Genomic DNA, 11,026 nt, shown 5'->3' with positions numbered 1-11,026 from the left:
GGTGAACCTGATCAAGGGCACGATCACCGGGGCGGCGGAAGCCGGCAGGAGCCGCGTCACGTCCGTCCTTGGCGAAGTCGCCGTCGACAGCCGCACGGACCACACGCCGGGTGCCGCAGTCACGCTGTCGCTTCGCCCGGAGGCGATCGAACTCAAACCGGCAGGGCAAGGCGGAGCGGCAGGAAAGGTCACCGCGCGCTATTATTCCGGCAGCATCATCGATTACCGCGTCGCCCTCGATTCAGGCGAGACGCTGCATGTCCAGACCTTTCCGAACATTCGGATTGCCGAAGGCGATCGCGTCAGCGTGCATGCGCCGGCGGACGGGTTCTGGCTGCTCGGGGCAGCAAAATGACGGCGGCGCGCCGCAAGCACCTTGGACCGCTGGTCCTGATCGCGCCGGCGGCCGTGCTGCTCGGGGTGTTCCTGGTGCTGCCCTATCTCAACATCGTGGTGATGAGCTTTCGCATGGCAGGGCAAGGCACGCCCTACGGTCCGGGCTTCACGACAGGCAACTACACGAAGTTCTTCGCCGACAGTTTCTACCTGCTCCAGGTCGCCAACACGCTGTGGATCGGCTTGCTCACCACCGCGATCTGCCTCGTCGTCGGTTTTCCCGTCGCCTGGCAACTGGCGCGCGGCAACATGCGCTTTCGCGCGCTGGCCTATGGGCTAGTGCTGTCGCCGCTGCTGGTCGGCATCGTCATCCGCTCCTATGGCTGGACAATTCTTTTGGGCAATAACGGCCTCATCAACCGGACGCTGACCGGCATGGGCCTGATCGATCGCCCGCTGCCGCTGATGTACAATGCGCTTGGCATCGTTATCGCGCTGGTCCATGTCTTCCTGCCGTTCATGATCCTGCCGATCATGGCGGGGATCCAGGGCGTCGACCCGTCGCTGGAATCGGCCGCGCGTTCGCTCGGCGCGTCGCGCTTCACCGCCTTTCGCCGCATCGTCCTGCCGTTGTGCACGCCAGGCATCCAGGCCGGCTGCATTCTCGTCTTCGTGCTGTCGCTCAGCGCCTATGTGACGCCATCGCTGATCGGCGGCCTGAGGGTCAAAACCATGGCCGTCACCGTCGTCGATGCGCTGATCGATACGTTCCAATGGCCATGGGGCTCGGCGCTGGCGCTGATGCTATCCGTCACCGGCGCGCTCTGCGTCGTCGTCTTCGCGCGGCTGACGCGCATGAAATGGAAAGTGGCGCGACCATGAAGCGGCCGGTGCTCACGCTCTACTGCCTGCTGGTCTATGCCTTCCTGCTGGCGCCGATCCTGGTGGTCGTCGGCGCCTCCTTCAACGCCGGCAATTTCCTGACGTTCCCACCGCAGGGCCTGTCGCTGCGCTGGTATGTGACCTTCTTCCACAATGATGTGTTCATGCGTGCGATCCGAACCTCGCTCTGGGTGGCGGCGGTGGCCACCGTCATTTCCGGAACCATCGGCACCATGGCCGCGCTCTACTACGTCCAGCATGCCGGCCGCTGGAAGGAGACGGTGCGCATCGCCATGCTGGCGCCGCTGCTGCTGCCGGAAGTGCTGACAGCGATCGCGCTGCTGTTCTTCGTCTATGCGATCGGCATCGGCACCACGACCATGATCGGCATGGTCGCCGGCCATGTGCTGATCACCCTGCCCTTCGTCTTCATCAACGTCTCGGCCTCGCTGGAAAGCTTCGATCCGTCTTGGGACATGGCGGCCCGCTCGCTGGGCGCCGACCGCTTGACCCGCTTCCGCCGCATCATGCTGCCGCTGATCAAGCCCGGCGTCATCGGCGGCGCGCTGTTCGCCTTCATCATCTCCTTCGATACCTTCACCATCTCGTTCATGCTGAAGGGGATCGGGACGTCGACGCTGCCGATCCAGCTGTTCGACTATCTGCGCACCAATTTCACGCCCGAGGCGGCAGCCGTCTCGACCGTATCGATCTTGCTGACGCTGGTGGTGGTGATCGTCTCGGAGAAAGTGCTGGGGCTGCGCATCCATCGCTTCTGACGGGGGCTGAAAGACGACTATCGATCGATCGGAGGATCGAACGCTGCCACAGGCGGCGCGCTGTTCCCCACCTCACTCAGTGTGCTCTACGCCGATGGCCGATGGCCTTGCGCCAGCACATTGGGATTGATGCCTGTCGAGACTGCCGATCTCGCCCGACGTCTCAGGATGGTACCAAGCGCCGGTCGCGATCTGGATTACCGTTAAAGCAAGCCGAGTTTACGAGGACGGGTATGCCTTCAGCACGGAGGCGGTCATTCGCCGTTGTGGACATATCCGCTGGCGTCCAGCTGCTTTTGCACGAGCGGGATCAACACGTGTTATGTCAATGCCAATCGCAGGTACTGGTCTACGCTCGGTGCGGCATCACATTAGTTATTGCCGACGGCAAAAACTTTGAAAGCAAGCGTATGAGCCAAGCGTTGATATCGGAGCTGGAGCGGTTGGTTTCCGAGGAACGGAACCCAAAGACGATGAATATCGACCTGCTGCCGACGATCGAGGTCCTGCACAAAATCAATGACGAGGACAGCGGCGTTCCGGCCGCCGTCGAGAAGGTCATTCCGGAAATTGCCGCGGCGGTAGACCGGATCGTTGGTGCGTTTCAAAAAGGTGCGCGGCTCGTCTATATGGGCGCCGGCACGAGCGGCCGGCTGGGCGTCCTCGACGCCTCGGAGTGTCCGCCGACATTTGGCGTGCCCGAGGGTATGGTGCTCGGCCTGATCGCTGGCGGCCCCAAAGCGCTGGCGCGGTCTGCGGAAGGCGCCGAGGATGATCCGAGACAAGGCGTGAAGGCACTGCAGGACATCAAGTTGACGGCCGACGATGTCGTGGTCGGCATCGCTGCCAGCGGACGCACACCCTATGTGATCGGGGGCTTGAGCTATGCAAAGCAGGTGGGCGCGACAACCGTGGCACTCTCCTGCAATCCCAGATCGATCATTGCCGGTATTGCCGACATCGCCATCTCTCCGCTTGTCGGCCCGGAGGTTCTCACCGGCTCGACCCGACTGAAGTCGGGAACGGCGCAAAAGCTCATCCTCAACATGCTGACCACCGCCAGCATGATCCGGATCGGCAAGTGCTATCAGAACCTGATGGTGGACCTTAATCCCAGCAACAAGAAGCTCGTCGCCAGGGCCGTCAGGATCGTGATGCAGACGACCGGTTGCGCGGCGCAACAGGCACGACAGGCGCTCGACCAGACCGGCAATGACGTGAAGCTGGCGATACTGGTGACGATCACCGGCATGGACGTTGAAGGGGCGCGCAAGGCGCTCGGCAGTGCAGGAGGTTTCCTGCGAAAGGCGATAGGCGAAAAGACGCTGTGAAGCGGCATGGATACCGGGTTACTGGGCTGATTCCTAAATGAGCGCCCGGGAACCGGGCTGGAAGCGACCTCCTCCGAGAAACGATCCGCCTACCGGTTTTACCGGTACCGGGCTGTGGATCGACTTCGCCAAGGCAAGGCATGGACCTTGCTCACCAGCCGGATCCATCCGACACATTATTTCAATGGCGGGACCGAAGTTCTTCGCCAATCGATCGGCGATCTCGTCAATGGAGCGTAACAAGTGATGATCCCAACAAGTGGGGAACCAATCTGGGCCGTCGGCCTGATGACCGGCACCGTGCTGGACGGCAATATCGACGTCGCGTTGATCAAGACCGACGGCGAGCGCGTCGAAGATTTCGGAACCTACACGCTGGCGCCCTACCCCAGTTCGATCCTGACCCTGCTGGAGGAGACGCTGCGCCAGGCCAGGGCGTGGAATTTCACCGGACCGGAGCCGGCGATCTTTCGCGAGGCCGAAGAGGTCCTGACACGCGCCCAGTCCGCGGCGGTCAAGGACCTGGTCGAAAGCTACGGGCTGACGATGGCCGATATCGGAGTCGTCGGCTTTCATGGCCAGACCGTGCTGCATCGCGCCCCGCAAATCGGCCGGCACGGCCAGACCCGCCAGCTCGGCGATGGCGAGTTGATGCATGCCATTCTGGGTACCAAGGTGGCCTATGATTTCCGCTCGGCCGACATGCGCGCCGGCGGGCAAGGCGCGCCGCTGTCGGCGGCCTATCACGCCGCGCTTTTGCGCGAGGCCGACGCCAGCGGCGATACGGCGGTGCTCAATCTCGGCGGCGTCGCCAACATCACCTGGTGGGACGGCAAGGACAATGTCGTCGCTTTCGACACCGGGCCTGCCAACGCGCCGCTGAACGATTTCATCAAGGCGAAAGGGCTTGGCGAAATGGATCGCGACGGCGCGCTCGCGCGGACCGGCACCGTCGACGAAGCCAAACTGGCCAAGCTCTTGCAGCATCCTTATCTGGCCAAACCCTATCCAAAGTCGCTGGACCGGTTCGATTTCGGCGCGGCCATGGCGGATGGGATGAACGCTGAGGATGGCGCAGCACTCCTGACGGCCTTCACCACTGCTGCCGTCGGCAAGGCGCTCGACCTTCTGCCGCACCGGCCGAAGCGGCTGGTGGTCAGCGGTGGCGGCCGCCACAACCCGACGATCATGGCCATGCTTGCCAGCCGTGCCGGCGTCGAAGCGGTGCCGGCGGAGGCGCTAGGCTGGAAAGGTGACGCGGTGGAGGCGGAGTGCTTTGCCTTCCTTGCGGTTCGCGTGCTCAGGGGCCTGCCGATCAGCTTCCCGACCACCACCGGCGTGCCACAGCCGACGCGCGGCGGGCGCCTTGCCGGCTAACTAGAGCATGATGAGATCATCTTTGCTCTAAGCCAACAAATTCTTCTGCAGGAAGACGCGGCTGCGGCCGACGGGAAAATCGGGAAGCATGCCGAAAGGCCGGTATCCCTGACGCTCGTAGGCCTTGGCCGCCTTCGGATTGAACGTGTCGATCAAGGCGCCATGACAGCCGCGTGCGACGGCTTCCTGTTCGGCTGCGTCCAGCATCCTGCCGGCCATATGCCGGCCGCGCAGTCGCTCATCGACCCAGAGCCATTGCACATAGAGCCAGCCCCAGGCGGTGTATCCCGAGATGCCGGCGACAACCGCGCCATGCTCATCGCGCACGAACACGGCGACCGCCTTCCTGTTGGCCGGACCGACATCGCTGTCGTTGAACGCGCTGAGCCGCTCCCCGAGAAAAGCGAGCTCTTTCGGCGAAGGGTCGGCGGTGGTTTCAAGCGTCGTGTTCATCGCACGTCCAGACGGGCTCGCAGCCGGATATCCGTATACAGCGCCACGCGTCGCTGTGGCACTTTCATTTGCATTTATCGAAGGGCAGGAGGGAGGCGCAAGCTCTGCCGCCGCCCGGCTCGAACCGGCGACTTGCGATGGTCCGCGACTACCGCGGCGAACGCCACGCCGCCGCCGAAGCGGCAACCAGCATGAGCAGCGCTGCCACCATCGCCGATGCCGCAAAACCAAAGCTGGAATAAAGCGGTCCGAAGGCCGTGGTGCCGACAAACACCGCGAAATAGGTCACTGCGCTGTTCAAACCCATGATCGTGCCGCGCCGCGCCGGATCGAGCGCCGAGAGGCGCATCACCAGGACGTTCAACCCAAAATGATTGGCAAGGCCCCAGACCGCGACCATCGCGATGGTCAGGCCGAAGCTGCCGCTTGATGCGGCAAGCGCGACATAGACGACCGCGACGAGAAGATAGGCGAACGGCATGACGCGTCGCGCTCCCAGGCGATCGATCACGCCGTCAAGAAGTGCCGCCATGCCGAAGCCGGCGCCATAGGCGAGCGCGGCGAAGCCATTGGCGCTGACCGACTGTCCCAAGCCATTGTGAAGATGATCGCCTAGATAACCATAGACACCGTAGAAGGCGGTCATGAAGGCGCCGCAGGCCACCAGAAGCGGCACTATGCCGGGAACGGCCAAAGCGCCGAGCGGCGTCGGCGCCGGACCGCCCTTCCTGGCATCGCTCAGCGACGTCAGCGTAAGGCCGGTCAACGCGAGCGCCGCAAGCACCGCGACCGCCGCAAAAACGGCGCGCCAATGCAGCAGATCGGCAAGCACCGCCGACAATGAGACGCCGGCCACCATGCTGAGCGTCCAGCCGGTCAGCACGACGCCGATCGTTCCGCTTTCGCGACCAGGCGGCGCGATCGCCGCGGCGCTGGCATAGATTGCCGGCATGGCGATACCGGCGGCGATGCCGGCGAGAAGCTGGGCTGCAACCAGCGCCATCACTGTCGGCGCGGCGGCGCTGACGAGAAGTGCTATCGCCAGCAGCAGCAAGGCTCCTTGCAGCATGCGGCGGGCGCCAAGTCGGTCGATATAGCGTGCCAGGAACAAGGCGCTTGCCGATGTGCCAAGACCGAACGCGGCGGACGCGATCATGACCGCCGGCACGCTCGTCGCAAACGACGCGGCCACCGCCGGTGCTATCGGACCGAGGACCAGCGAGTTGGAGCCGATCACGGCGATGCATCCGGTGAGCAGATAGGCCAGTGCCGGGATAGGCGGCCTTGCCGTCAATGTTGCGACTTGATCACTGTTCGTCATACGGCGATAATGGCCGTATTAAATTCTGTATCAATAAGGAATTTTATTATGGATGAAGAAACAGATGGCATTCCGCAGAACAGGCCTGCTGCCCGCGATGTCGACGCAACCGACCGAAAAATATTAGGCGTTTTGGTCGATGACGCCACGATCAGCTATGCCGAGCTCGGTGATCGCGTCGGCCTGTCGCCGCCGGCGGCGCATGAACGGGTGAAGCGGCTTCGGCGCAGCGGCGCCATCCGCAACACCGCGGCGATCATCGACCCCAAGGCGGTGCGCAAACCGTTGCTCGCTTTCGTGCACATCGACACCAAGGGCTGGGGAAAGACCCCCGAACTGATGGCGATTTCCGAGCACCCCGAAGTCGAGGAGATCCATTCGGTGGCCGGCGACACATGCATGCTGATCAAGGTCCGCACCGAGGACACTCGAGCCCTCGAAGGCCTGCTGTCGCGTCTCTACGAAACGCCCGGTGTCACCTCGACGCGAAGCTACGTGGTTTTATCGACCTATCTCGAGCGGCCGGTGCAGCCCGGGATCACCACGGAATGGCCGACGCCCCGGCACATGGCCAAGCCGCTCTATTAGCTCAAACGATCTTCATGAGCGTATCCAAAATCGAACCGGGAACGTCTTAGCTATCGGGCCTTGTCACGATCGAGGGACCGGTTCGTTCGCCGGTTCTCGATCATGACGGGAAGGCCTGCGGCGCAACCGGAGACATGCAATGAGAAAATTGATCGTGGGCAGCTTCATTTCGCTGGACGGCGTCATCGAAGCACCAATGGATTGGGCTTCGCCCTTCTTCGACGAAGAAGCCAAGGAGCATTCTTACCAAAAGGCTGGCGAGGCGGATTTTTTCCTGCTCGGTCGTGTGACCTATGAAATGTTTTCGGCGCGCTGGCCGCAGGTCAAGGGCAGCAAGTATATGGATCGCATGAACGGGCTGAAGAAGCTTGTCGCATCGCGCAGCCTCAAAGACGTGAGCTGGAACGCGTCGCTGATCGAGGGTGATGTCGCCACCGAAATCGCTAGGACCAAGCAGCAGGCCGGAGGGGACATATTGAAATATGGGGTGAGCAATCTCGACCAGACGCTGCTCGTCAACAAGCTTGTCGACGAGTATCAGCTCTCCATCGTGCCCACCCGTGTGGGCCATGGCAAACGCGCTTTCCAGGATGTCGACCCGTCCCTGGTCAAGCTGGAGCTTGTGAACACGCACCGGTTCAAGAACGGCGTCATCACACTGACCTACATCCCACGGTGATCCGTCACCGGAATACTGAGTCCATGAATATGCAGCCAAGAATCGATCCAACCGGGCATTTTGACGTCCGCTACGCCGCCTTCCTGGAGACGGTCGCACATTTGCGTGGACGATTGCATCGCTACTGCGCACGCATGACAGGTTCGACACTCGACGGCGAAGACGTCATGCAGGAGGCCCTTTTCGAGGCCTATCGGCAGATCGAGAAGCTTGACGATCCGAGCGCTCTTCGCCCTTGGCTGTTTCGCATTGCGCATAATCGCTGCATCGATTTCCTGCGAAGCAGACAGGCGCGCGAGCGTGCGGAGGCCAATTTCGTCGAAGACGAGATCATCCTGCCGGTCGAACCGGCGGGCCAGGGCGCCGATCGCGCGATCGAACGGCTGGTGATCCACCTGCCGCCGAAGGAACGCGCCTGCGTCCTGCTCAAGGATGTATTCGACTATTCGCTGGAAGAGATCGCCGGCCTCGTCGATTCGACCGTGGGTGGCGTCAAAGCGGCGTTGAGCCGTGGACGCTCCAAGCTAGCGATGCTGCCAAACGAACCAGTCATCCGTTCGGAGTCCCAGCGCGATCCCGAGCTTTCAAAATTGCTCAACCGCTATGTCGAGCTCTTCAACCGCCATGACTGGGACGGCGTGCGGGCGTTGACCAGCGCCGATGCGCAATTGCGGGTCGCGGATTGCTTCAAGGGCCAGCTGTCGGAATCGCCCTATTTTGTCGAGTATGAAAATGCCCAAATAACCTGGAAGATGATGACCGGCGAGATCGATGGCGAAGCGGTGCTGCTCGTGCTCCACCGCGGCGAAGACGGTTGGAAACCAGCCCATCCGGTTCGGATCGAAACGGTCAATGGGGTCATAAACCGCATTGCCGACTATTACGCCTGTCCCTGGATGATGCCGGCGGCCGACGCGGTGGTCGTTTCTATCCCGGACTAACCGGCGCATGCCCGGGCAACAAACAAGACGATGCAGGTGTCCGGCATCAACCTCAATGAGGTGACGCCGGACAGATATAGGCGCCTTACTGAAGCTTCGCCTGCAGGGCGTTGACGTCATCCGTCGTCATTTCGCCATCGGTCGTCACCTTGCCGTCGACGATCTTCCAGAGGCGGAACGGGCCGGTGATGTCGCCGTATTTGTCGAAGGCCACCGGACCGATGACGCCTTCATAGCGGATCGGCTTGCCATCCTTGATCAGGCCGAGCGCCTTGGCGAATTCGTCCTTGCCGGCATAGATCGGCGTGCCGGCCGGGTCGACCGCCTTGTACATCGCCTCCTTGATCTTGGCCGGATCCTCAGAACCGGCAATGGCAATTGCCAAGCCGACGATGGCGCCGGCATCATACGACCGGTCGGCCGCCGGGTTCGACGGTTCGATGCCCGAAAATTCCTTGTAGTTCTTGGTGAAATATTCGGTCGATGCGGTCGGGCTGGTGCCCGAGGAAGTGCCATAGGCGTCCTTCAAATAATCGGCGCCGACGGATTCGATGAAGTCCGGGCTGTTCATGCCGTCATTGAGCAGGAATTTCTGGACGCCGCCCTGCGAAATCCAGGTACGGGCGATGGTCGCGCCGTCGACAGGCGTGCTGACGAGATAAAGCCCGTCGGGCTCGCCGGCCATTGCCGCCGTGACTTCCGACGCATAGCTCGACTGCTTTTCATTGTAGGGCGTGTCGGAGACGATGGTGCCGCCGAGCGCCTTATAGGCGCGCGAGAACTCCGCCACCATGTTGACGCCGAAATCGTTGTTGACGTGGATGACCGACAGCTTCTTGAAGCCCTTGTCGATCGCGTATTTGGCTGCGGCGACGCCCTGCAGCGCATCCGAGGTGATGGTGCGGAAGAAGATGCCGTTGGTCTTGCCGTCGCGCCCGAGTGCCGTCAGCGTCGGCGACGAGGAAGCGGGCGACACCTGGACGATCTTGGCCGGAGCGGTGACCGAGGTCAGGATCGGAATCGACACCGAGGAGATGATGCCGCCAATGATCACCGGCACCTTCTTGACCTGCACGAGCTGGGTCGCGGCATCGACCGCGATGTTGCCCTGGCTCTGGCTGTCGCGGGTGTCGGTCGCGAGATCGCAGCCGCGCACGCCGCCAGCGTCGTTGATATCGCGGAAGGCCATTTCGACCGACTTGGCGCCGGCCTGGCCGTATTCGCCGGCCGGGCCGGTCAGTTCCATGACGAGGCCGACCGTGATCTTGCAATCGGCGGCTTGCGCCGCACCGGCGGCTGTCAGCAGAGCCAGCGCAGTGGTGATTTGAAGTATCGTCTTTGTCATTGTTGTTCCCCTTTCGTTACACGACTCTAATTCTCATCTCTGGAGCCTGTTCAGCCTTCCGGCACCTGCAGCCAGGTTTCATGCAGATGTCGCCATTCAACGCCATTGGGCGCCGATGAACTGGTGGTGAAAACGGCACTCGATCGACGGCGGCTGTGCTTGCCGTCGCGCTGCTGCGTTTCGACGTAGCAGACGACGATCGCGTCCTCGATCTGCCAGCCGGCCCTGATATCCTCGATTGAAATAGTGAAGTCGCCATCGCAGGTGGCGCGGCTTACCCTGACGTGGTCGAGCACTGCGTCGCGATCGAGGATCTGACCGTCCGGCGCAACCATCTGGAAACCTTCGGCCATGACGCGTTCGAAGCGGCTGAAATCCGCCCTGTCCGCGCTCCCTGCAACGAACCAGTCGACGAAAAAGCGGTGAAGATCGACGACCTCGGCGCTCGCGCGGGTAAACAAGGAGAGCTTCTCCATGGCTGCGCTCATATCCGGCCTGCGTTCAGATTGTAGTGCATGATCGAGCCATGGCGGCCGTGGCGGTCGCGCTCCAGCGTGTAGACGTCACCCAGTGGCCCGCGGCTTTGCGCGATCACCGCGGTGATGCGCGCCCGGTCCTCAGCATCGAGCGCGACGTCCATGATCCCGGCATTGGCAAGGGCGTGCGCCTGGTTGCGGGCGCCGACGATGACGGCCGCCACTTGCGGCTGCTCCAGCACCCAGACGCTGGCGATGGTGGCGATGTCGACGCCGTGACGGTCGGCGACGGCCTTCAGTGTGCGAAGCAGCTCCTGGAAAAGCTCCCAGCCGCCGAAATCATCGATGATCAGCTTGTATTTGACCAGCGACCGGTTTTCGAGCGGCGTCTGCGGCTCGGCGACATCAAGCCATCTATCGCTGAGGAAGCCGCCCGCCACCGAACCATAGCAGAGGAAACTGACGCCGTTTTGCTTGGCGAGTGCCGCAAGGCTGTTGACCGGCCGCTGATCGAGTAC

The 11,026-nt window shown here is 62.4% G+C and carries 13 protein-coding genes and 1 pseudogene; 9 read left to right on the top strand and 5 right to left on the bottom strand.

All coding sequences use genetic code 11. The features are described from left to right. The 6 genes and pseudogenes from E5W87_RS12610 to E5W87_RS12585 form a co-directional block, all read left to right on the top strand. On the top strand, window positions 1-355 hold a 355-nt coding region (locus tag E5W87_RS12610), incomplete at its 5' end, for a TOBE domain-containing protein (protein WP_292397621.1). Next, a complete protein-coding gene (locus E5W87_RS12605) occupies window positions 352-1,218 on the top strand; it encodes an ABC transporter permease (RefSeq protein ID WP_292397618.1) in 867 nt (288 codons plus the stop codon). The genes E5W87_RS12610 and E5W87_RS12605, both read left to right, overlap by 4 nt. After that, window positions 1,215-1,997 (top strand): ABC transporter permease, encoded by a 783-nt coding sequence (locus tag E5W87_RS12600; protein ID WP_292397614.1) that lies wholly within the window; start codon window positions 1,215-1,217, stop codon window positions 1,995-1,997. Before E5W87_RS12605 ends, E5W87_RS12600 begins: the two co-directional genes overlap by 4 nt. Window positions 1,998-2,407: 410 nt before the next feature. Beyond that, window positions 2,408-3,328 (top strand): N-acetylmuramic acid 6-phosphate etherase, encoded by a 921-nt coding sequence (murQ, locus tag E5W87_RS12595; protein WP_292397624.1) that lies wholly within the window; start codon window positions 2,408-2,410, stop codon window positions 3,326-3,328. Between the two features lie 91 nt (window positions 3,329-3,419). Further along, window positions 3,420-3,568 (top strand): annotated as a pseudogene (locus E5W87_RS12590) (esterase); the annotation flags it as partial. A 6-nt stretch (window positions 3,569-3,574) separates the two neighbouring features. Beyond that, window positions 3,575-4,705 carry an anhydro-N-acetylmuramic acid kinase gene (locus E5W87_RS12585; RefSeq protein WP_292397611.1) on the top strand — a complete coding sequence of 377 codons (1,131 nt, stop codon included), beginning with the start codon at window positions 3,575-3,577 and terminating at the stop codon, window positions 4,703-4,705. Between the two features lie 27 nt (window positions 4,706-4,732). Here the strand turns inward: E5W87_RS12585 and E5W87_RS12580 are convergent, their stop codons facing one another. Continuing rightward, the gene (locus tag E5W87_RS12580) at window positions 4,733-5,158 is read right to left on the bottom strand and encodes an N-acetyltransferase (RefSeq protein WP_292397609.1); all 426 of its coding nucleotides are present in this window, start codon (window positions 5,156-5,158) and stop codon (window positions 4,733-4,735) included. 148 nt (window positions 5,159-5,306) lie between these two features. Next, complete coding sequence (locus E5W87_RS12575; protein ID WP_292397607.1) at window positions 5,307-6,479, bottom strand: MFS transporter; 1,173 nt, start codon at window positions 6,477-6,479, stop codon at window positions 5,307-5,309. Window positions 6,480-6,527: 48 nt separating this feature from the next. Here E5W87_RS12575 and E5W87_RS12570 point away from each other — a divergent pair, with 48 nt between their 5' ends. The 3 genes from E5W87_RS12570 (at window position 6,528) to E5W87_RS12560 (ending at window position 8,687) form a co-directional block, all read left to right on the top strand. Then, entirely contained in the window at window positions 6,528-7,067 is a 540-nt protein-coding gene (locus E5W87_RS12570) for an Lrp/AsnC family transcriptional regulator (RefSeq protein ID WP_127203645.1), read from the top strand. Window positions 7,068-7,206: 139 nt separating this feature from the next. After that, window positions 7,207-7,746, top strand: a complete 540-nt coding sequence (locus tag E5W87_RS12565) for a dihydrofolate reductase family protein (RefSeq protein WP_292397604.1) — start codon at window positions 7,207-7,209, stop codon at window positions 7,744-7,746. A gap of 23 nt (window positions 7,747-7,769) precedes the next feature. Next, window positions 7,770-8,687 (top strand): sigma-70 family RNA polymerase sigma factor, encoded by a 918-nt coding sequence (locus E5W87_RS12560; protein WP_292397601.1) that lies wholly within the window; start codon window positions 7,770-7,772, stop codon window positions 8,685-8,687. A gap of 85 nt (window positions 8,688-8,772) precedes the next feature. On the opposite strand, the gene E5W87_RS12555 is transcribed toward E5W87_RS12560, so the two are convergent. From E5W87_RS12555 to E5W87_RS12545, 3 genes are all read right to left on the bottom strand, one after another. Continuing rightward, on the bottom strand, window positions 8,773-10,032 hold the full coding sequence (locus E5W87_RS12555; protein ID WP_292397598.1) for an ABC transporter substrate-binding protein: 1,260 nt from the start codon (window positions 10,030-10,032) through the stop codon (window positions 8,773-8,775). A gap of 50 nt (window positions 10,033-10,082) precedes the next feature. Further along, complete coding sequence (locus tag E5W87_RS12550) at window positions 10,083-10,520, bottom strand: DUF4440 domain-containing protein (protein ID WP_292397595.1); 438 nt, start codon at window positions 10,518-10,520, stop codon at window positions 10,083-10,085. Continuing rightward, the coding region (locus tag E5W87_RS12545; protein ID WP_292397592.1) for an aldo/keto reductase at window positions 10,517-11,026 on the bottom strand (510 nt) is incomplete at its 5' end. The genes E5W87_RS12545 and E5W87_RS12550, both read right to left, overlap by 4 nt.

Origin of the sequence: Mesorhizobium sp. (assembly GCF_004962925.1) — a bacterium.
Classification (GTDB): Bacteria; Pseudomonadota; Alphaproteobacteria; order Rhizobiales; family Rhizobiaceae; genus Mesorhizobium.
Note: the sequence above shows the minus strand (reverse complement) of the source record. Positions and strands in the feature narration are given on the sequence as shown.

Bases quoted from the DNA above. Each gene is read 5' to 3' on its own strand.
- murQ (WP_292397624.1), top strand. From the start codon at position 2,408: ATGAGCCAAGCGTTGATATCGGAGCTGGAGCGGTTGGTTTCCGAGGAA.
- E5W87_RS12570 (WP_127203645.1), top strand. From the start codon at position 6,528: ATGGATGAAGAAACAGATGGCATTCCGCAGAACAGGCCTGCTGCCCGC.
- E5W87_RS12585 (WP_292397611.1), top strand. From the start codon at position 3,575: ATGATCCCAACAAGTGGGGAACCAATCTGGGCCGTCGGCCTGATGACC.
- E5W87_RS12605 (WP_292397618.1), top strand. From the start codon at position 352: ATGACGGCGGCGCGCCGCAAGCACCTTGGACCGCTGGTCCTGATCGCG.
- E5W87_RS12565 (WP_292397604.1), top strand. From the start codon at position 7,207: ATGAGAAAATTGATCGTGGGCAGCTTCATTTCGCTGGACGGCGTCATC.
- E5W87_RS12600 (WP_292397614.1), top strand. From the start codon at position 1,215: ATGAAGCGGCCGGTGCTCACGCTCTACTGCCTGCTGGTCTATGCCTTC.
- E5W87_RS12555 (WP_292397598.1), bottom strand. From the start codon at position 10,032: ATGACAAAGACGATACTTCAAATCACCACTGCGCTGGCTCTGCTGACA.
- E5W87_RS12575 (WP_292397607.1), bottom strand. From the start codon at position 6,479: ATGACGAACAGTGATCAAGTCGCAACATTGACGGCAAGGCCGCCTATC.
- E5W87_RS12560 (WP_292397601.1), top strand. From the start codon at position 7,770: ATGAATATGCAGCCAAGAATCGATCCAACCGGGCATTTTGACGTCCGC.
- E5W87_RS12580 (WP_292397609.1), bottom strand. From the start codon at position 5,158: ATGAACACGACGCTTGAAACCACCGCCGACCCTTCGCCGAAAGAGCTC.
- E5W87_RS12550 (WP_292397595.1), bottom strand. From the start codon at position 10,520: ATGAGCGCAGCCATGGAGAAGCTCTCCTTGTTTACCCGCGCGAGCGCC.